This is a genomic window from Desulfobacteraceae bacterium (genome assembly GCA_022340425.1).
In the GTDB taxonomy this organism is placed as follows: domain Bacteria; phylum Desulfobacterota; class Desulfobacteria; order Desulfobacterales; family JAABRJ01; genus JAABRJ01.
This window is the reverse complement of sequence record JAJDNY010000173.1, coordinates 1-18,928: the sequence shown is the minus strand read 5'-3', so window position 1 is coordinate 18,928 and position 18,928 is coordinate 1. Positions and strand designations below refer to the sequence as shown.

Genomic DNA, 18,928 nt, shown 5'->3' with positions numbered 1-18,928 from the left:
GAGAGCAGGTTCCAGCCGGCAATTTCAGGCAGTGCGGTCATTGCGGGGCCTCCTTGGGCCTTGCCGAAGCGTCGGGGGCGGCCGGCGGCCCGGGAAGCGGACCTCGGCCTGCCGCCCCCCGGCTTTCACGCGCCGCCATTTCCTGGGAAATGTAAATCCCCACCAGCCACCCCACCCCCACCACCAGGTACATCTGGGCGATAACCGCCTCCAGAATGGTCAAGGCGCCGGCCAGGGGCGTGGCCGGGATCATGTCACCGTAACCCAGGGTGGCCAGGGTGACGAAGCTGAAATAAACGAAGCGATAGGGGTCTTCGGCGATGGCGTTTTCCGGAAATTGGAAGGCGCCGGGGGTCAGGCCTTCCAGCAGTTCAAAGGCGAAGGTCCACATCAGCCCCATCAGCAGGTAGACCACGATGGCACCATAGAGCAGGTCGCGCTCGATCCGTCGGCAGCGGACGATGTGACCGATAATGACGATCAGGACATACAGCACGAAAATGGTGCCGAAAGCCAGCCCCCAGTTGCGCAGGTGCGGAATTTCAACCAGACGGGTGGCCCACATGGCGACCAGCATGGGCAGAGCCAGGAGTGCGGCCGAAACCAACTGCCGCCTGGATTGGCTGACCGCGTAAACAGCCGTGACCAGCACCAAGGTGTAGAAGAGGTTGACCACCAGCTTGAGCGCAAAGAGGCTTTCCAACAACGGGCTCAGCAGCAGCAGCGCCAGGTGGGCGACCAGCAGGAATAGGAACCTATCCCGCTGGATGCGCCGAAGGCTGCGGGGCCAAAACCCGGAGCTGCCGATGGCTGTCATCAAATCGCTCCTCGGGGGTTCTGTGGGGGATGACCGAAATCGGTCTTCAGCCATCCAGGGAAAAACGGAAATCACAAAACGGCGCACCGCTCATGATGGTCTGGCGCCGCTGGAGTCGGATCCGCGGGTTGAAGCCGGCGGCAAAGGCCGCATCCCGGCTGCAGGAAAGGGCGAAGCCGCACTCCCGGACACCCAAACGGTCATAGAGTTCTGCGTAGCGGCAGCCGGTGACATTGAAAAAAAGGTGCGTCGCATCGCGGCGCAGGATCTCGATCTCCAATGCGCCGCCCTGAGCCCAGAGTTTTTCCACCACGCCGGCCAGGGCCGCCAAGCTGTCGGACCCGGCGGCTTCGGCCGCCTGCCGCCCGGCCGCACGGGCCAGGCGTTGAACGGCGCGGGCGGCGGTATTCAAGGCCGCCTCCCAGCCGACCAGCGCCGCGAACTCGGCGATCAACGGGGCCGCAAGCCGCGCCTCAATTTCCCTCTGCTGCAGCAGGCTGAGCGGGCACGCCGGCATGCGTCTCCTCCATTGGGTCGCGGGTGATGGCGCCCGGGCGCCTTAAGACAATTTGCCAAGCTCCTTGGAGCGCCGGGTGGCGGCTTCGACGGCGTTCATCAGCGCCGCGCGCACCCCGCCGGCCTCCAGGGCGTGAATCCCGGCGATGGTGGTCCCACCGGGTGAGGTGACCATGTCCTTCAGCTGACCCGGGTGGCGGCCGGAGGTGAGGCACATCCGGGCGGCGCCCAAAAGTGTCTGGGCGGCCAGGGTGAGCGCCACCTCGCGGGTCAGCCCGGCCTTGACCCCGCCGTCGGCCAACGCCTCGATCATCAGGAATACATAGGCCGGCCCGGAGCCGGAAAGACCGGTGGCCGCATCCATCAGCTTCTCCTCGATCATCACCGTCCGCCCGCAGGCGTCGAAAATGCGCCGCGCCAGGGCGAAGTCGGCCGGCAGGGCCGGGCTGTCTTCGGCAATCGCGACGGCGCCGGCCATGACCATCAAAGGTGTGTTGGGAATGGTGCGGATGATCCGGGTGCCGGCCGCCACCAGGGCGGCGATGGCGGACACCGGGACACCGGCCACAATCGAGACCAGCAGCTTGTTGGGTCCCATTCCCGCCCCGGCGAACTGCAGCACCGGCGCGGTGACCTGGGGCTTGACGGCCAGGACCAGCACGTCGGCCTTTTCCACCAGCAGCCGGTTGTCCTCCTCCACGGCCACCCGGTAGGTGTCGGCGATGTAAGCCCGCCGTTCGGCCAGCACGTCGGAGGCCACCAGCCGCTGCGGGGTCACCACCCCGCGGCTGATGAGTCCCTTGATAATCGCCTCGGCCATGTTGCCGGCGCCGATAAAACCGATGGTTTTGCCCTCCAGCACTTGGGTCTGATCCTCCACGATGGCTCTCCTTGGATGGTCTCGCTACGGGTTTCAGGGGCACTGCGGCACCGCCCCGGGGGGCGCCGGCGACTGGTAGCACCAGCCCTCGGCGCTCATCACCAGCCGGTGGCGGGGGCCGGGTCCCGCCAGCGGCCCCCCGCTGCAGGCGGCGTCCCCCCGGAAGATCAGGACCGGGACCTTCCCGAGGGTGCAGCGCCGCGGCCTGAAACGCGGCGCCACTCGCCGCGCCAGATGGGCCAGGGCGGTTTCGGCATCGCCCCAGCCGGACAGCTCCCAGAGGGTCACAAAGGTCGGCGGGGGCAGCGTCAAATGGCCGGCCTGGCGGGACGCCAGAGCGGCCGCCGGGCTCAGCCAACGGCTGTCGACGATCTCCTGGCGGTCGATGCGAACCTGGGCCCCGGGCGCCACCCGGGCGGCGAAAAACCAGGTCACAAAGCGGCGCTGCAGCCCGCGCGGGGTGGTCCAGCGGGAAAGCGGCACGCAGGCCGCCGGTGGGAGGCTGAGGCCGGCCTCTTCGCGGGTTTCGCGCACCGCCGCGCGCCGCGCCGCGGCCAGGAGATCGGGCTTGCCCCGCCCCCAGTCGGCCGGCTCGATCCGTCCCCCGGGAAACACCCAGGCACCCCCGTGAAACGCCAGCCGGCGGTGGCGGCGCAGCAGCAGGACGCGCAGCCCCCCGGGGTCGTCGCGCAGCAGGACGAGCGTCGCCGCAGGCAGCGGGGGCTGACGTGGCGACTGCGGCGGGCCGCTTTCGGCGGACCCCGTCAGGGCAGCGGCTCCCGGGTGTAGGCCACGTTGGCGTCCTCGGCACCGTAAAGGGGGAGTTTCTTGCCCGCCCGCAGGTCGGCCACCCAGTCGGGATTGAGCAGGAAGGACTTGCCGCTCAGCACGATCTCGGCATCCGCCAGGGCCGCCTGCACGGTGGCGCGATCGAAAATCCGGCCGCAGATCATGATGGGCAGATCGGTGGCCTCCCGGGTCAGCTGGGCCATGGTGCGATCGGTGTCAAAGGCCTTGGACTGAAAGTCGTAGGTCGAAACCGAGATCGCGTCCAGGGGCTCGGCCCCCAGCCGCCGGATGATCTCCTGGTATTCGGCGCGGCTTTCGAAAAGCGAGACCTGGCTGTCGGCCACACCCCAGTTGGAGATCCGAAAGGTCAGCAAGCGATCGGCCGGGACCACCGCCCGCACCGCCTGAATCACCTCGCGGGCGAAGCGGTAGCGCTTCGCCACGCTGCCGCCATAGTCGTCGCTGCGCTGATTGCTGTAAGCGGAGAGAAATTGGCTGATGAGGTAGCCGTGCGCGCCGTGAATCTCGATGCCGTCGAAGCCTGCGGCCACGGCACCGCGGGCGGTTTCCACAAACCCGGTGATGACGTGGCCGATGTCAAAGGGGCTCATGACGTCGGGCACCGGGTAGAGCTCGCCGGTCAGCGGGTTTTTCTGCCGTGGCGCCAGCGCACTGGGGGCGATCGACCGCCCGGCGGGGTTGACCGCCGGCCAGGCCATCCGGCCGCAGTGGAACATCTGCATCACGGACAGCGCCCCGGCCTCCCGGATGGCCGCCACCACCGGGGCCCAGGCGTCGATCTGGCGCTGGGTGGTGAGGCGCGCCTGGCCGGGATAGCCCTGGGCGCTTTCATAATCGGTGACGATGGCCTCGGTGTAGACCAGGGCGGCGCCGTTTTGCGCCCGGCGCACCAGGAAATCCAGGACGTCCCGGCGCGGAATGCTGTCGCCGGGCGAGGACATGCGGGTCATGGGGGCCACCCCCAGACGATTGCGAAGACGGAAATTTTTGAGCACAAAGGAACTGAAAGGATCGGTCTCGGGCATGTCGGTCTCCATTGGTATGGCCGCTCGGGTCATTTTGCTGATTGGCCTGCGCCAAACTAACCTCCGCGGCCGGGTGCTCCGGGGAAGCGGCAGCGACAGCCGCCGCAACGGACAGAGCGATTATCCATCAGCCGGCTGAAGGGGTCAAGCCCCTGGGGTCAGCCGTCCAGCCAGAGCGTCTGGTAAGGCTCCAAAAGAATCTGCGGTGCTGCCACCAAACGGCCGCTGAGCAGATCGCGCCGTGGAAAGGTCTGGCCCAGCGGGGCCAGCGAAACCGGCGCCGGATCTGCCGTAACGTTGGTCAGGCAGCAGATCGTCTGCCCCGGGGCCCTGCGCTGCAGGCCGAAGACCGCCGGGGAGAGCGCCAGAATTTCGAACGCCGCGCTGGGGTGAAAGGCCGGCTGCCGGCTGCGGACCCGCAGCATGGCCCGCAGCGGGTGGAAGATCCGCGCCCGCAGGCTAGTCGGGTCGGCCAGTTCGGCCTGGACCCTCGCCAAATCGAGCTTTTCGCGGTTGATGCTGCGGGCCTGACCGGTTTGGGCGACCCCCGCCTGCCAGTTGTGCGAGCCCAGCAGGCTGTGCAGATAAACCCCCGGCACCCCGGGCAGCACCAGCGGGATCGCCTGCGAGGCGAGAAAGCGGCCGACCTGATGGGGGTCCGGCCCGGCCTCCGGCGCCCGCAGGGCGTCAAGATAGGTGATGTTCAGCTCGTAGGGAACCTCCCGGCCGTCGGCGCTGCGGCGGGTGGAGATCCGCCCGCCGTTGGCGCGCACGCGGCCGAGCAGGGTCTCCAGAGCCGCCGGCGGCAGAATCCCCTCCAGGGGCCGCACCCCGATGCCGTCGTGGGAGGCGGTGAAGTTGAAAAAGGCGGCGTGCTCCGAAGGGGACCGCAGGGTGCGCGCCCAGCGGGTCAATTCTGAGGCGTCCCCCCGTATGAGGGTGTGGAGCAGCAGCGGCGGCAGGGTGAAATTATAGACCAGGTGGGCCGCGTTGCGGCCGTCGCCGAAGTAGCGGACGTTCTCGGCGTGGGGCACGTTGGTTTCGGTGATCAGAAGCGTCCCCGGCGCCGCATGGTCCAGCACCTGCCGCAGGAGGCGCACCATGGCATGCGTTTGGGGCAGGTGGATGCAGGTGGTGCCGATCTCCTTCCACAGATAGGCGACGGCATCCAGCCGGATCAGGCGCGCACCTTGGGCGACGTAGAAGAGCAGCACCGCCAGCATCCGTTCCAGGACGTCCAGGCTGCGGTAGTTGAGGTCGATCTGGTCGGCGCTGAAGGTCGTCCAGAGGTGCACCGGGGTCCCGTCGGCCTTCCTGAATTCGGTCAGCAGCGGCAGCGAGCGCGGTCGCGTCACCCGCGAGAGGTCGGCTGCGGGGTCGACCTCGATGGCCAAATCCGCAAAGCCCGGCCGCCCCTCCAGGTAAAACCGGAACCAGTCGCTTTGGGCCGAGACGTGGTTGAGCACCAGATCCACCATCAGGTGGAAATCGCGGCCGATGGCGCGGACATCCTCCCAGCCGCCCAGGGCGGGGTCGACGGCCATGAAGTCTTTGACCGCAAACCCGTCATCGGACGACCAGGGGAAGAAGGGCAGGATGTGAACTGCGGAAAAAGCCCCCCCCAGATGCCGGCGGGCGAAATCCGCCAGTACCTGCAGAGGAGGCCGTTGCGGTGCCTTGAGACTGTCGCCGTAGGCTATCAGGACCGCATCTCGGGGCGTGAAGAGCGCCGGCGGCGGGCTCGCCGCGGGCTGCGATGCCAGCAGCGCCGTGACGCGCGCATGGGCTTGGGCGCCCTTCGTTTGCCCGTAAAGGGCGTTCAGCGTTGCACGCATCCCGTTGTCGCTGGGCATGTCTCCGTCCTGGGGTCGCGCGCCGGCCGATGGGGGCGGCTGGCGGTCAGCGGGCTGCCTGACTCACGGCCCGCAGCAGTTCCGCGGCCTGGGGGTTGGTCACCCGGCCCGCAGTCAGGATGTCCGCCGGCGTCACCTCTTCGTTGAAGTAGGCCAGGTTGGCGTTGTGGTTGACCTTGACAACCGCTCCGTCCAGAATCAGCCCGGCATAGACGCCTCGGGCGCGGCTGAAGGAGAGGTAGTCCGCACTGAGATTGGGGGCCGTGGCACCCCCAGCACCCACCCCCATGGGGCCGACGGCCACCGAGGCGTTGCCCCCCAACTTGAAATTGGAGGACAGCAGGGCCCTGATGCCGGCGGGGGACATGACCATCATGACCACCTCGGCTTTCTGGGCACCGATCTGCAGCCCCCAGTTGACGGAGCCGAGGATGTAAAAGGCGGGCCCGCGCCACTCACCGGTTTCCTCGTCGCGCACCAGCAACACGCCGCTTCCCCCCGAACCGCCGAAAAAGAAGCCGGCCTTGAACATGTCGGGGATGATCAAAACCCCCTTGGCCTGTCCGAGATTGTCTTTCAGCCAGGTCATTTGGGGATCGTTGACAAAGCTGTCCAGGGTGATGCGGGCCTTGTCGACCAGCGCCTGCTCCGGGGTGGTGCCGGCGGAGGCGGCCGCGGCCGGGTGGATCGCCAGCAGCAGCCCAAAAGCGACTGCCAAAAGCAGCGCCGCGCATTTGGCGCGACCTGGGGTCTTGGTGAACATACCAACCTCCTGGGTGGGATTGATTTCTCATTGCGTCCCTGGCGGCGTCTGACATGCACCCAAACGCGCCTGAGGGGCGGTGGCGGCCCGAACTGTAGACGCAAGACTACGCGCCCGGCATGAAATTGTCAATCCCGCCCTGGGCCATCAAGGCCCGCAGGCCAGCAACGCTATCGGCCTCCCGGGGGCGCTTGTCACGGCGCCAGCGGGCGATCCGGGGAAAGCGCACGGCCACCCCCGACTTGTGGCGTTTGGAAGGTTGGATGCCCTCGAAGGCGATCTCGAAAACCAGCTCGGGGGCCACGGCCCGCACCGGCCCGTACTTTTCCAGGGTGTTGCCGCGAATGAAGCGGTCCACCTCCCGAATTTCAGGGTCGCTCAGGCCCGAGTAGGCCTTGGCGAAGGGCACCAGCGCCTCCCCGTCCCAGACGGCGAAGGTGTAATCGGTGTAGAGGCCGGCGCGGCGGCCGTGACCGGCCTGGGCATAAACCAGGACGGCGTCGACGCTGAAAGGGTCCACCTTCCATTTCCACCACGCGCCGCGCGGCCGCCCCACACCGTAGGGCGAGGAGCGCGCCTTGAGCATCAGGCCCTCGACGCACCGCTGGCGGGCGCTGCGCCGCAGCTCGGCCAGCTGCGACCAGCTTCGGTTTTCCAGCGGCGCGGAATGCCGCAGGCCTCCCTCCCCGAGCGCTGCCAGAAGGGCCGTCAGCCTCCGGCGGCGCGCGTCCAGCGGTGCCGGGCGCAGGTCCTGTCCGTCGGCCTCCAGGAGGTCAAATGCCATCAGGACCGTCGGCACCTGGGCCTGCAGCCGCGCGCTGACCTGCTTGCGACCGATGCGGCGCTGGAGGGCGGCAAAGGGCAGGGGCCCACCCTCCCCCCAGGCCAGGATCTCGCCGTCCAGGACGGTCCCCTCGGGCAGCGCGGCGGCGGCCGCCGCCAGTTCGGGAAAGCGCTCGGTGATCAGCTCCTCCCCCCGTGACCAGAGGAACACCCGGCCCTCACGGCGGATGAGTTGCACCCGGATCCCGTCCCACTTCCACTCCACCTGCCAGCCGGCGACCGGTCCCAACGCCGCTGCCGGGCCCTCCAGCGGGTGAGCCAGGAAGAAGGGGTAGGGCCGGCTGGCGCGCGCGTCGGCCGCTTGGGGGGCCAGCAGCTCCCGGAAAAAGCGGGCATCCGGCGCCCAGTGACCCATCAGGCGATGGGCCAGCACGGCGACTTCCAGACCGCTGACCGAGGCCAGGGCGCGGGTCACCAGCCGCTGGGAGACCCCCACCCGAAAGCCCCCGGTGATCAGTTTGTTCCAGACCAGGCGCTCGCTTGCCTCCATCTGCGACCAGGCCGAGACCACCGCCCGCCGCTGATCGGCCTCCGCCAACGCCCCCAGGCCCAGCAGCCGCTGCGCCACCCATTCGTGCAGCGCCCCGTCGACCGGGCCCCGCCCCGGGGGCAGCAGCAGCGCGATGGTTTCGGCCAGATCGCCGACCGCCTCGTAGGCGGCGTCGAAGAGCCAGGGCGGGATATCGGCCTCCTCGGCCGCCCACCGCCGCAGCCGGGCGGTGGGCACGGCCTGCCGGGGCTTGCGGCCGGTGAGAAAATAGACCGCCCAGGCGGCGTCGGCCGGAGGGGCGGCCCGGAAATAGGCGGCCATCGCGGCCACCTTGAGGTTTGTGGTGGGAGTGGCGTCAAGCTGCGCAAACAAGGCGGCGAAAGCCTTCATGCGTCCCCCTGCGCCGGCGCGGCGGACGGGATCAGCCCGTTTTCGGTCAGAACAGCGGCGTCCAGCCCCCGGGAGCGCAGCCAAGCGCCAAACACGGCCGCATACCCGTGGGTCGCCCACACCCGCTGGGCGCCGCTTTCCGCCACCACGGCCTTGAGAGCGCTCCAATCGGCATGGTCCGAAAGCACGAAACCGCGGTGCACCCCCCGGCGCCGGCGATGGCCGCGGATGCGCATCCAGCCCGAGGCAAAGCCGCGAACCGCGTCCGGAAAGCGCCGCAGCCAGCCGGCATGATCGGCGGAGGGCGGCGCCACCACCAGGGCGCCGCGAAACGCCCGCCGATCGGCCGCATCGGCCACCGGCCGGGTATCGGTAAGCCGCACAGCGGCCTTCCGGTAGCAGGCGTTGACGACTTCCACCGCCCCATGGGTGAAGACATCCCCGTCCTCGGCGCCGATCTGCGCCAGCACCCGCTGGGCCTTGCCCAGGGCGTAAGCGAAAAGCACGCTGGTCCTGCCGGCTGCCCGGTTTTCCCGCCACCACTGCCGGATCTCGGCCATCACGGCTGCCGGCGGGGGCCAGCGGAAAACCGGCAGGCCGAAGGTGCTCTCGGTCACCAGAGTGTGGCAGCGGACCGGTTCAAAAGGGGCGCAGGTGGGGTCCGGTTCGGTCTTGAAATCGCCGGTCACCACCCAGATCTCGCCCCCCAGTTCCAGGCGCACCTGGGCCGAGCCCAGAATGTGGCCGGCGGGGTGCAGCGACAGGGTGACCCCGCCCAGGGTCAGCCGCTCCCCGTACGCCAGGGTCTGCAGCCGGATCCTCTCCCCCAGGCGGCGGCGCAGAATGCAGGCGCCGGGGGCGGCTGCCAGGTAACTTTGCGAGCCCGGGCGGGCATGGTCGGCGTGGCCGTGGCTGACCACCGCGCGCGCCACCGGGCGGCGGGGGTCGATATAGAAATCGCCGGCTGGACAGTAGAGACCGTCGGCTGTCGGTTGCAGCAGGTCCCCGGGGCCAGCGGGTCGGGGTTCATCGTTCATGAACGCCTCGAATTGAATGTGAAGAAAGCATTTTATCCCGCCGCACAATGTTTTTGCGGCAAGCAACTTTGACGGGTATCACAGGGATAGACCGGGATTTAATACTCCCATGGGCCTGTGTTCATTTTCTTGTGCGGACAAGAAAACGAACCAAAAGAAACCGCCCGCGTCCCGGGGCCCTGCGGGCTGCCCTGCGCTTCTCGCAGCCGGCGGGCCCTGCGGAACTCGCTTGCGCTCAAACAGCCCCAGGGCCTTTTTCGCCGGCTGCTGCGATGCTCGGCCCGGGACGATGGGAGATAAAACGCCGGCCACAACAGGCAATTGAAATCCCCGTGTGGTCTTCAGAAAACCGCATGTCTGCAAAGATCACCGATTTGGTTTCAAGAAGTCGCTGCGGGATCGCGGATGCGGCCCGTCCTTCAACGCGCGAGCCAGAAGGTCGTAAAGCGCTATCAGGTCCTCGTCTGCGGCCGGATCCGGCCCGGCAGCGGCCGCAGCCGCGTCGGCAACACCCAGGCGTGCACACAGCAAGCGAGCCTGGTGCCAGGTGGGCAGCCAGACCAGCCGCTCGGCGATCTTTTCACGGCTGCCGAAAATGGCCACAAAGCGCGGCAGGCTCAGAATGAAATAGATGTTGTGGGGGAAGGGCGACGGCACGCCGATCACCCCCTCGGGGTCCCAGACGAAACAGCCCACGTGGGGCGACCACGGCAGGCCGAGGGCTTTCAGTCGCCGGGCGCTTTCGGCCAACCGGAGGCTGAAGGGAATCGGGGCCAGATCCCGATCGGGATCGAAGGCAACGGGTTCGGCCATGGGCATCCTTTCCATGGCCGGCGTCCAAGGGAGCATCGGTGGTTGATTCCGCCGGCCAAATGGGCTAAAAGTGAATTGGAGCAAACAAAAATATAATAGGATTTCCGATCCCGATGGCAAGCCCCTGCCGGGCGGACCGCAGCCCGGCACCCCGAGGGATGCCCATGTTCCCCGAACCCTCCCACCACGATCCCGTGCAGCTGGACGCCCGAACCGTTCTCAACTCCCTTTCGGCGCACATCGCGATCCTCGATGAAAAGGGCTGGATCCTGGAAACCAACCAGGCCTGGAAAAACTTTGCCCAGGTCAACGACTACCAGATCCGCCCAGAGGGGCAGCGGATCAATTACCTGCAGGTCTGTGAGGCCGCCAGCGGGGAATCGGCCGACCGCTCGCGTGAGGTGGCCAACGGCATCCGGGCGGTGATCGCCGGTGAGATCGCCGAGTTCGTCATCGACTACCCCTGCCACTCCCCCACCGCCAAGCGCTGGTTTTACATGCGGGCCATCCGGATGTCGCAAAGCCATCCCCCGCGGGTGGTGGTCAGCCACGAGGACATCACCCCGCTTAAGGCCGCCGAAGAGGCCCTGATCCTGCGCGAGGCCGAAGTGGAGCGGCGCAAAAAAAGTCTCGAGGAAGCCAACATCGCCCTGAAGGTGCTCCTGGAGCAGCGCGAAAGGGACAAGCGCCGGCTGGAGGAGAAGGTCGTCACCAACCTGAAAGAGCAGGTACTGCCGTTTGTGGAGAAACTGGCCGGCATGCCCCTGGGGCCTAAGGGGCGGGCCTACCTTCAGATCGTCCAGGACCGTCTGGGGGAGATCGTCTCGCCGTTTCTGACCCGCCTGAGCACCGCCAGTATTCTCCTCACCCCCCAGGAAATCCAGGTGGCCGGCCTGGTGCGCGACGGCAAGGCCAGCAAGGAGATCGCCGCGGTGCTGAACGTCTCGGAGACCACGGTGCACTTCCACCGCAAGAACCTGCGCAAAAAACTGGGGCTGAGCAACCGGCGCGCCAACTTGCGGGCCCATTTGATGTCCCTGGCAAAACAATAGGTTTAACCCATTATTTCAACCCAAACCCTCCGGCATTGCCAACACTCGGTCTTTTGATCAAGATAGTCTTTGACGGTCAACACCATTAAACCGAGAAGGAGGTGCCACCATGATGTGCAACCTGTCCGCCCTTAAATCAGAAGAGCTTCTCAGAATCAACGAACTGGAAAAGGAACTGGGGACGCCCCTGCTGGCCTTCAGTTGCCGCGAGCTCAAGCCGGCTGAGGTTTCCCAGGATCAGCTCGAGAAAATCAAAGCCCTTGAAACCCAGCTGGGAATGTCCCTGGTGGCGGTAAGGGCGTAAGCGGCGCCCAAAGGCCGTCGGTTTGCGGCGGGCGACGGCGGAGCGCCGAATTTCCGGAGTCCCCAATGGTTTCGAAACCCGTTCTGGTCACCGGCGCCACCGGCTATGTCGGCGGCCGCCTGGTGCCCCGTCTGCTGGATGCCGGCTACACCGTCCGGGCGATGGGGCGTTCGCTGGAAAAAATGGCCTGCCGCCCCTGGGGGCATCACCCGCGGGTGACGCTGGTCCAGGGGAACGTGCTCAACCCGGCCGACCTCAAAACGGCCGCCGCGGGCTGCGGGGCGGCTTATTATCTGGTCCACTCCATGGTGGCCCAGAAAAAGCGCTACGTCGACGCCGACCGCAGCGGCGCCCGCAACATGGTGGCCGCCGCGGCCGAAGGCGGCCTGAAGCGCATCATCTACCTGGGCGGGCTGGGCAGCCTGGCGGACGAACGGATCAGCCGGCACCTCAAGTCGCGCCATGAGGTGGGCGAGATCCTGGCTGCGGGGCCGGTGCCGGTGACGGTGCTGCGGGCCGCCATGATCCTGGGCTCGGGCAGCGCCTCGTTTGAAATCCTGCGCTACCTGACCGAACGCCTGCCGGTGATGATCACCCCCCGCTGGGTATTTACCCCCTCCCAGCCGATCGCCATCCGCAACGTGCTGGACTACCTGCAGGGGTGCCTGGAGTACCCCCAAACCGCCAGCGAAACCTTCGACATCGGCGGCCCCGACGTGCTCAACTATGCCCAGCTGGTCCAGATCTTCGCCGAGGAGGCCGGCCTGCAGCGCCGTCTGATCATTCCCGTCCCGGTGCTCACCCCCGGCCTGAGCGCCCGCTGGATCCACCTGGTGACGCCGGTGCCGGCAGCCATCGCCCAACCCTTGACCGAGGGGCTGAGCGTCCCCACCGTCTGCGAGGACCACCGCATCCGCGACATCGTGCCGGTGGATCTGATCGGCTGCCGGGCGGCCATCCGCCTGGCGCTGGAGCGGGTGCGGCAGGAAATGGTCGAAACCTGCTGGAGCGACGCCGGCAACTTGCACCCGCCCGAGTGGGCGGCCTGCGGCGACGCCCACTACGCCGGCGGGACGATCCTGGAGTGCGGCTACCGGGTGCGGCTGCTGGCCTCGGCTGCCGAGGTCTGGCAGCCGGTGAGCCGCATCGGCGGGGCCACCGGCTGGTATTTCGGCGATTCCCTCTGGCGCCTGCGCGGCCTGATGGACCGCCTGGCCGGCGGCATCGGCCTGCGGCGGGGCCGCCGCCACCCCAGCGACCTCAGGGTCGGGGATGCCCTGGACTTTTGGCGGGTCCTGGAGGTCCAGCCGCAGCAGCGGCTGATGCTGTTGGCGGAGATGAAGCTGCCCGGCGAGGCCCTTTTCGAGATCCGCATCACCCCGGCCGGCGAGGGCGCGGTGTGGCTCCATTTTCTATCGCGCTTCATGCCCCGCGGCATCTTCGGGATTATCTACTGGTACGCGCTCTACCCATTTCACCAGTGGGTTTTCAACGGCATGCTGAAATCCATCGCGGCCGCGGTGGGGCGCCCGGTGACCTCCGGCCCTCAGCGCTTCACCCCCAAGCTGCAGGCGGCCTGCCGCCTGCCGGCCGGCAAAACCCCCGGCCCCCGGTCTTGACACCGGCCTGCCGGGTACTGATAGTTCGGTGACTTCAACAGGCTGCCCCCGGCGCCTGGCATTAGCCGGCAGCGGGGTTTGGGCTGGATCACGCCACCCGCGGCACCCCGGCTCAATCCGCCCGACCGTCAACAAAACTCAGAGGAGGTTGCTATGAACCTGAAAGACTACTTCGAGAACACCAAGGGCCTCGGGGTCCTCTCCACAGCCGACAGCGACGGCAAGGTCGATGCCGCGATCTACGCCCGGCCCCATATACTGGAAGACGGCTCCTGGGCCTTCATCATGCGGGAGCGTCTGACCCATCACAACCTGCAGTCCAACCCCCACGCCGCATTCCTGTTCAAGGAGGACGGCCCCGGCTATCAGGGCAAGCGCTTTTTTCTGACCAAAACGCGCGAGGAGGAGGACAGCGAGCTGTTGCAGACCCTGCGCCGGCGCCAGTACCCGGGGGACGAGAACGCCACCCGCTTTCTGGTGATCTTCAAGGTCGCCCAGGAGCTGCCGCTGGTGGGCGCCCCCAAGTGAGCCCCGACGACAGCCGGGACGCTTGGTCCCCAACCCCGGCAACCCCAGGGGAGAGCGGCATGCACGACAGCTCCCAAATCCGCATTCTGCTGAAAGCGCTATTCGACGAACAGCGCCTGGCGGTTCTGGCCACCCACCAGGACGGTCAGCCATACGCCACCCTGGTGGCCTTCGGCGCCGACGAGGACCTTGCCACCCTGTACTTCGCCACCCCCCGGGCCACCCGCAAGTTCGCCAACCTGAGCGCCGACCCGCGGGTGGCCCTGCTGGTCAACAACAGCGCCAATCAACCCGAGGACATCCACCGCGCCATGGCCGCCACCGCCACCGGTCGGGCCGTGGAACTGGAGGGTCCCCAACGCGCCGCCTACCAGGCGCGCTACATCGCCCGCCACCCGCACCTCGAGGAGTTCGTGCGCTCACCGTCCTGCGCCCTGATCGCGGTCAGGGTGAAACGCTACGTGCTGGTGCGCAGATTTCAAACGGTGCTGGAACTGCAAATATCGCCATGAACACGAAATGGATCGTTCCTCTGGAAGCGGCAGGCCCCAAGGACCGCCCCCGCATCGGCGGCAAGGGCTATGCCCTTTACCGACTGCTCTCCGGCGGGTTTACGGTTCCGAAGGCGGTTTGCGTCACAACGGCCCTCTACCGGGCCTACCTGCGCCGGACCGGGGTCGGGGAGCGGATCCTGATGGAGCTCAACCGCAAGCAGTTCAAGGATCTGCGCTGGGAGGAGATCTGGGACAGCGCCCTCAGGATCCGCAGCCTGTTTCTGCGCAAAGAGCTGCCGCAAGCCTTGGAAGGCCCCGTCAAAAAGGCGCTGCATGCACAATTCGGGAATTCACCGGTGGCGGTGCGCTCCTCCGCGCCGGAGGAGGACGCGGCGGCGGTCTCGTTTGCGGGCCTGCACGAGTCGTTTTTGAACGTCCGCGGGGCCGAGGCCATCATCGATAGCATTCGCAAGGTCTGGGCCTCGCTGTGGTCGGACGCGGCCCTGCTCTACCGCCAGGAACTCAAGCTCGGGGTGGACAAAAGCGCCATGGCGGTGGTGGTGCAGCACCTGGTCACCGGGCGCGCATCGGGGGTGGCCTTCAGCCACAACCCGGTCAACCCCGCCCAGGGGGTGGTGGAGGCGGTCCACGGCCTCAACCAGGGGCTGGTGGACGGCGCGGTCGCACCGGACCGCTGGCTGATCGACAGGCAGCGGCGCCGGATCGTCGGCCACACGGCGGCCGAGCGGCGCCAGTGGGCCGTCGCCGACCGCTCGGGCGTGCGCCTGGAGGCGCTGCCGGCGGAACTGCAATCCAAGGCGCCCCTGGAGACTGCGGAGGTGCTGCAGGTCTTCGGCCTGGCGCTGGCCGCCAAAAACCATTTCGGGTCTCCTCAGGATGTGGAGTGGACCTTCGCGGAGCGCAAGCTCCACCTGCTGCAGTCCCGGCCGATTACCAGCGGCCGGGAGGCCGCCGAAGGCGACCAGCGCAGCTGGTACCTCAGCCTCAAGCGCAGCTTCGAGAACCTCAAAGAACTGCGCGGCCGCATTGAAAATGAACTCATCCCCGCCATGGTGGCCGCCGCCGATGAGCTGGCGGCGCTGGATCCCGGCCGGCTGGACGACGCCGCCCTGGCTGCTGAAATCCGCCGCCGCAGCGAGATCAACAGCCACTGGGTCAGCGTCTACTGGGCGGAGTTCATCCCCTACGCCCACGGGGTGCGCCTCTTTGGGCAGGTCTACAACGACAGCGTGCACCCCGCGGACCCATATGAGTTTCTGACCCTGCTGGGCCAGACGCCCATGGCCGGCCTGGAGCGCAACCGGCTGATCGACGAAATGGCCGCCCTGGTACGCACGATCCCCGGCATGGCCGCCGCCCTGCAGGCCGGCGATCCGCCGGCGGCGCCCCTGGCGGCCAAGCTGGCCGCCTTTATCGATCGCTTCGGCGACCTCTCCTGCCCCGCCAGCGGGGCGCGCCACTGCATCGAGCGCCCCGAGACCCTGATCAACGTGATCCTGCAGCTGGCCGCCCACCCCCCCAGCCACCCGCAGGCCGCTCCAGGGGCCCGCGCCGAGGACCTCAAAGTCGCGTTTCTGGCGCGTTTCAGCGGGGCGGAGCGCCGCCGGGCCGAAGAGATGCTGGATCTGGCGCGCTCCAGCTATCAGCTGCGCGACGACGACAACATCCACCTGGGCCGGATCGAAGCCCAACTGACCGCCGCCCTGCAGGAAGCCCGGCGCCGGCTGGCGCCGCGCATCCCGGATGGCGCCGCCGAGATCGACCCCTCGGAGCTGCTCCTGGCACTGGAAAATCCCGGCCACCAGCTGCGGGCGCAACCTCCCGCCGCCAAGGCGGCCGCTCCCGCCCCGGCGCGCACCCTGCGCGCCCGCCAGCTGGTGGGCCAGCCTGCCGGCCCGGGGATTGCGCGCGGTCCCGCACGGGTGATCCTGACCCCCGCCGACCTGGCCGCCTTTGAGGCCGGCGAGATTCTGGTCTGCGACGCGGTGGACCCCAACATGACTTTTTTCGCGCCCCTTTCGGCCGGCGTGGTGGAGCGCCGCGGCGGCATGCTGATCCACGGCGCCATCATCGCCCGGGAATACGGCCTGCCCTGCGTGACCGGGGTCCCCGATGCCACCGCCCTGATCGAAACCGGCGACCAGCTGACCGTGGATGGCTTCCTGGGGATCGTGACCGTCGCCACCGGGCGGCTCTGAGAAACCGGGGTCCTGAAAATCGGCGTGAGCCAAATACGGCCGGGGCGCCCGGTGGGCAGACCCAGCGGTCGACTGTTGTGGATCCCGCCGCGGCATGCTATGGTTTTTTATTTCAATCCGCGCGAGGAGAACCACCATGAGCGCTCCCTTTAAAATCGGCGTCAGTTCCTGCCTTTTGGGCAACCCGGTCCGCTGGAACGGCGGCCACAAGCGCGACAGCTTCATCGTCGACACCCTCGGCCGGTTCGTGGAGTTCGTGCCGGTCTGCCCGGAGGTGGAGTGCGGCCTGGGGACACCGCGAGAGACCCTGCGGCTGGTGGGCGACCCCGAAAACCCGCGGCTGGTCACCACCCGCAGCAACATCGACCACACCGAGCGCATGCAGCAGTGGGCCGCGGCCCGTCTGGACGAACTGGCCCAGGAGGACCTCTGCGGCTTCATTTTCAAGAAGGATTCCCCCAGCAGCGGCATGTCACGGGTCAAGGTCTACACCCCCAAGGGCATGCCCCACAAAAACGGGGTCGGCCTTTTCGCCCGCGCCTTCATGCAGCGCTTCCCGCTGGTGCCTGTTGAAGAGGAGGGGCGGTTGCACGACCCCAAGCTGCGCGAAAATTTCATCGAACAGATCTTCGCCCTCAAACGCTGGCGCGACAGCCTGGATGAGGGGCGCAGCCTCGGCCGGCTGGTGGCCTTTCACACCCAGCACAAGCTGCTGCTGCTGAGCCACAGCGAAACCCACTACCGAGACATGGGCAAACTGGTGGCGGCCGGCAAGTCCCACCCCCTGGAGGAACTCTACCGCCGCTATGAAGAGCTTCTGGTCGCCGCCCTGGGCCTTAAAACCACCTACCGCAAGAACACCAATGTCATGCTGCACCTGCTGGGCTACTTCAAACAGCAGTTGTCGGCGGATGAAAAGCAGGAGTTGCTGGAACTCATCGACCAGTACCGGGCGGGCCACATCCCCCTGATTGTTCCGGTCACGCTGATCAACCACTACGTGCGCAAATACGACCAGCCGTACCTCAAGACCCAGACGTACCTCAACCCGCACCCGCTTTCGCTCAAACTCCGCAACCATGCCTAACCGCAGTCGGGGGCGTTTTAGCTTAAAAGTACCGGATATCAGGAGGGCAGCGACTGGGAGATTTTGCTATCGCATGGCTTGACAATCACACTTTAAAACTATAAATTCGTTTAAAATTATTTTTGTGGCAATTCTGATCGGCTTGTGCCGGAAGTTTCGTATCACTTAACGGATGCGAGCGGATAGTCGGCAACAAGTACTTACACAACCCGATGGCTGAAGAGGAGGAAAGACCATGGATGTCAAAGATTACTGCAGCGGACTGGAAATGGAAATGACGGCTTGGAAGGCGAAACTCTATGACCTGACCCGCAAGATGGATAGCCTGGGGAGCAAGGAAAAGGAAAAAGTGCTCGCCAATGTCGAGGATCTGCATATCTTGTTGGCCGAGATGGGCGACCGGGTACAGCAGCTCAAGACCGAATGCCCGTCCGACTGGGGTACGGAAAAGAAGCAGATCGAGCAGGCCAGCATTGACATGCGCTCCAAGTTCGAGTCCACCATGGACTATATCGGGTCCGCGGCGCCGGTTTCCATCCCCGGATAGGTGAAAATCCAAGCACTTGAAGCAGAACAACTTTACCGCTGGTGCAATCTGGACCGGTAGGTAAAGGTATTGATTAGAGTACGGGCAGCAGGGGCCACCCCCTGGCTGCCCTTTTTTTGCAGTGGGTTGAAATGCCCCCCCAAAAATGATAACCAAACCCCTGCTCGTGCATACTGCCGGACGGCGCCCAGCGAGCGCCTGCAACTCAGCGCCGCGCGACACCCCCCACCCGGGAGATTGCATCTCAGCCGCACCGCACGTGCGGCCCCATCACAGGTCAGCAATGATTTCCATCAGGCTTAAAAAAGGCTATTCGCTCAAAATCGCAGGGGCGCCCTCCCCGGCCCTGGGCGTTCTGCCGGCCCCAGCGCGGGTGGCCGCCGTCCCCAGCCAACTGCCCTTTGTCAAGCCGCGCCTCAAGGTCAAGGAGGGCGATGCGGTGGCGCTGGGCGCCGTCCTGTTCGAGGACAAGCGCAACCCCGAGGTCAAATTCCTCTCACCGGGCGGCGGCCGGGTGGCGGCGGTCAACTTCGGCGAACGCCGGGTGATCCGGGAGATCGTCATCGACCTGGACTCCGAGGAGGACCATGTCGCATTCGAAACGATCTCAGCGGCCGACCTCAAGCGCATCGAACGCGATCGGCTGGTGGCGCTGCTACTGAAAGGGGGCCTCTGGCCGCTGCTCAGGTCCCTACCCTTCCGCGACATGCCCCGACCGGATGAACTGCCGCCGGCCGTCTACGTCCAGGTCGGCAGCACCGAGCCCTTTCAGCCGCAGCCCGCCGTCTACCTGCAGGGGAACGAAGCGCGCCTGCGCTTTGGCCTGGCGGTGCTGGACCGG

Annotated in this window: 19 protein-coding genes; 9 read left to right on the top strand and 10 right to left on the bottom strand. The window is 66.9% G+C overall.

Going from position 1 to position 18,928, the window contains the following annotated elements; genetic code table 11:
* Positions 1 to 37: 37 nt before the first annotated feature.
* The 10 genes from LJE63_15730 to LJE63_15685 form a co-directional block, all read right to left on the bottom strand.
* The gene (locus tag LJE63_15730) at positions 38 to 817 is read right to left on the bottom strand and encodes a potassium channel family protein (protein ID MCG6908053.1); all 780 of its coding nucleotides are present in this window, start codon (positions 815 to 817) and stop codon (positions 38 to 40) included.
* 46 nt (positions 818 to 863) lie between these two features.
* A complete protein-coding gene (locus LJE63_15725) occupies positions 864 to 1,334 on the bottom strand; it encodes an L-2-amino-thiazoline-4-carboxylic acid hydrolase (GenBank protein ID MCG6908052.1) in 471 nt (156 codons plus the stop codon).
* A 42-nt stretch (positions 1,335 to 1,376) separates the two neighbouring features.
* The gene (gene proC / locus LJE63_15720) at positions 1,377 to 2,213 is read right to left on the bottom strand and encodes a pyrroline-5-carboxylate reductase (GenBank protein MCG6908051.1); all 837 of its coding nucleotides are present in this window, start codon (positions 2,211 to 2,213) and stop codon (positions 1,377 to 1,379) included.
* Between the two features lie 33 nt (positions 2,214 to 2,246).
* Positions 2,247 to 2,930 carry an NUDIX hydrolase gene (locus LJE63_15715; protein MCG6908050.1) on the bottom strand — a complete coding sequence of 228 codons (684 nt, stop codon included), beginning with the start codon at positions 2,928 to 2,930 and terminating at the stop codon, positions 2,247 to 2,249.
* 47 nt (positions 2,931 to 2,977) lie between these two features.
* On the bottom strand, positions 2,978 to 4,048 hold the full coding sequence (locus LJE63_15710; protein ID MCG6908049.1) for an NADH-dependent flavin oxidoreductase: 1,071 nt from the start codon (positions 4,046 to 4,048) through the stop codon (positions 2,978 to 2,980).
* A 158-nt stretch (positions 4,049 to 4,206) separates the two neighbouring features.
* The gene (locus LJE63_15705) at positions 4,207 to 5,901 is read right to left on the bottom strand and encodes a sugar phosphorylase (GenBank protein ID MCG6908048.1); all 1,695 of its coding nucleotides are present in this window, start codon (positions 5,899 to 5,901) and stop codon (positions 4,207 to 4,209) included.
* A 46-nt stretch (positions 5,902 to 5,947) separates the two neighbouring features.
* On the bottom strand, positions 5,948 to 6,664 hold the full coding sequence (locus tag LJE63_15700; GenBank protein MCG6908047.1) for a lipid-binding SYLF domain-containing protein: 717 nt from the start codon (positions 6,662 to 6,664) through the stop codon (positions 5,948 to 5,950).
* Positions 6,665 to 6,770: 106 nt separating this feature from the next.
* Positions 6,771 to 8,387, bottom strand: a complete 1,617-nt coding sequence (locus LJE63_15695; protein ID MCG6908046.1) for an ATP-dependent DNA ligase — start codon at positions 8,385 to 8,387, stop codon at positions 6,771 to 6,773.
* Positions 8,384 to 9,424: a ligase-associated DNA damage response exonuclease gene (locus tag LJE63_15690; protein MCG6908045.1), complete on the bottom strand. Its 1,041-nt coding sequence runs from the start codon at positions 9,422 to 9,424 to the stop codon at positions 8,384 to 8,386. Before LJE63_15690 ends, LJE63_15695 begins: the two co-directional genes overlap by 4 nt.
* Positions 9,425 to 9,790: 366 nt before the next feature.
* The gene (locus LJE63_15685) at positions 9,791 to 10,237 is read right to left on the bottom strand and encodes a hypothetical protein (GenBank protein MCG6908044.1); all 447 of its coding nucleotides are present in this window, start codon (positions 10,235 to 10,237) and stop codon (positions 9,791 to 9,793) included.
* A 164-nt stretch (positions 10,238 to 10,401) separates the two neighbouring features.
* Here LJE63_15685 and LJE63_15680 point away from each other — a divergent pair, with 164 nt between their 5' ends.
* The 9 genes from LJE63_15680 to LJE63_15640 all read left to right on the top strand — a co-directional run.
* Positions 10,402 to 11,289: a LuxR C-terminal-related transcriptional regulator gene (locus tag LJE63_15680; protein MCG6908043.1), complete on the top strand. Its 888-nt coding sequence runs from the start codon at positions 10,402 to 10,404 to the stop codon at positions 11,287 to 11,289.
* 109 nt (positions 11,290 to 11,398) lie between these two features.
* A complete protein-coding gene (locus LJE63_15675) occupies positions 11,399 to 11,593 on the top strand; it encodes a hypothetical protein (GenBank protein ID MCG6908042.1) in 195 nt (64 codons plus the stop codon).
* Between the two features lie 65 nt (positions 11,594 to 11,658).
* The gene (locus LJE63_15670) at positions 11,659 to 13,212 is read left to right on the top strand and encodes an SDR family oxidoreductase (protein ID MCG6908041.1); all 1,554 of its coding nucleotides are present in this window, start codon (positions 11,659 to 11,661) and stop codon (positions 13,210 to 13,212) included.
* 153 nt (positions 13,213 to 13,365) lie between these two features.
* Positions 13,366 to 13,740, top strand: a complete 375-nt coding sequence (locus LJE63_15665) for a pyridoxamine 5'-phosphate oxidase family protein (protein MCG6908040.1) — start codon at positions 13,366 to 13,368, stop codon at positions 13,738 to 13,740.
* A 59-nt stretch (positions 13,741 to 13,799) separates the two neighbouring features.
* The gene (locus tag LJE63_15660) at positions 13,800 to 14,252 is read left to right on the top strand and encodes a pyridoxamine 5'-phosphate oxidase family protein (protein ID MCG6908039.1); all 453 of its coding nucleotides are present in this window, start codon (positions 13,800 to 13,802) and stop codon (positions 14,250 to 14,252) included.
* Positions 14,249 to 16,453 (top strand): hypothetical protein, encoded by a 2,205-nt coding sequence (locus tag LJE63_15655; protein MCG6908038.1) that lies wholly within the window; start codon positions 14,249 to 14,251, stop codon positions 16,451 to 16,453. The genes LJE63_15660 and LJE63_15655 overlap by 4 nt, the downstream gene beginning before the upstream one ends.
* Before the next feature lie 136 nt (positions 16,454 to 16,589).
* Entirely contained in the window at positions 16,590 to 17,540 is a 951-nt protein-coding gene (locus tag LJE63_15650; GenBank protein ID MCG6908037.1) for a DUF523 and DUF1722 domain-containing protein, read from the top strand.
* A gap of 235 nt (positions 17,541 to 17,775) precedes the next feature.
* The gene (locus tag LJE63_15645) at positions 17,776 to 18,087 is read left to right on the top strand and encodes a hypothetical protein (GenBank protein MCG6908036.1); all 312 of its coding nucleotides are present in this window, start codon (positions 17,776 to 17,778) and stop codon (positions 18,085 to 18,087) included.
* A 283-nt stretch (positions 18,088 to 18,370) separates the two neighbouring features.
* A partial coding sequence (locus LJE63_15640) for a hypothetical protein (GenBank protein MCG6908035.1) occupies positions 18,371 to 18,928 on the top strand: 558 nt, incomplete at its 3' end.

What these genes read in the sequence shown, in the direction of transcription:
- LJE63_15730 (MCG6908053.1), bottom strand. Translation starts at nt 817, where the DNA reads ATGACAGCCATCGGCAGCTCCGGGTTTTGGCCCCGCAGCCTTCGGCGC.
- LJE63_15725 (MCG6908052.1), bottom strand. Translation starts at nt 1,334, where the DNA reads ATGCCGGCGTGCCCGCTCAGCCTGCTGCAGCAGAGGGAAATTGAGGCG.
- LJE63_15710 (MCG6908049.1), bottom strand. Translation starts at nt 4,048, where the DNA reads ATGCCCGAGACCGATCCTTTCAGTTCCTTTGTGCTCAAAAATTTCCGT.
- LJE63_15705 (MCG6908048.1), bottom strand. Translation starts at nt 5,901, where the DNA reads ATGCCCAGCGACAACGGGATGCGTGCAACGCTGAACGCCCTTTACGGG.
- LJE63_15700 (MCG6908047.1), bottom strand. Translation starts at nt 6,664, where the DNA reads ATGTTCACCAAGACCCCAGGTCGCGCCAAATGCGCGGCGCTGCTTTTG.
- LJE63_15695 (MCG6908046.1), bottom strand. Translation starts at nt 8,387, where the DNA reads ATGAAGGCTTTCGCCGCCTTGTTTGCGCAGCTTGACGCCACTCCCACC.
- LJE63_15690 (MCG6908045.1), bottom strand. Translation starts at nt 9,424, where the DNA reads ATGAACGATGAACCCCGACCCGCTGGCCCCGGGGACCTGCTGCAACCG.
- LJE63_15685 (MCG6908044.1), bottom strand. Translation starts at nt 10,237, where the DNA reads ATGGCCGAACCCGTTGCCTTCGATCCCGATCGGGATCTGGCCCCGATT.
- LJE63_15680 (MCG6908043.1), top strand. Translation starts at nt 10,402, where the DNA reads ATGTTCCCCGAACCCTCCCACCACGATCCCGTGCAGCTGGACGCCCGA.
- LJE63_15675 (MCG6908042.1), top strand. Translation starts at nt 11,399, where the DNA reads ATGATGTGCAACCTGTCCGCCCTTAAATCAGAAGAGCTTCTCAGAATC.
- LJE63_15670 (MCG6908041.1), top strand. Translation starts at nt 11,659, where the DNA reads ATGGTTTCGAAACCCGTTCTGGTCACCGGCGCCACCGGCTATGTCGGC.
- LJE63_15665 (MCG6908040.1), top strand. Translation starts at nt 13,366, where the DNA reads ATGAACCTGAAAGACTACTTCGAGAACACCAAGGGCCTCGGGGTCCTC.
- LJE63_15660 (MCG6908039.1), top strand. Translation starts at nt 13,800, where the DNA reads ATGCACGACAGCTCCCAAATCCGCATTCTGCTGAAAGCGCTATTCGAC.
- LJE63_15655 (MCG6908038.1), top strand. Translation starts at nt 14,249, where the DNA reads ATGAACACGAAATGGATCGTTCCTCTGGAAGCGGCAGGCCCCAAGGAC.
- LJE63_15650 (MCG6908037.1), top strand. Translation starts at nt 16,590, where the DNA reads ATGAGCGCTCCCTTTAAAATCGGCGTCAGTTCCTGCCTTTTGGGCAAC.
- LJE63_15645 (MCG6908036.1), top strand. Translation starts at nt 17,776, where the DNA reads ATGGATGTCAAAGATTACTGCAGCGGACTGGAAATGGAAATGACGGCT.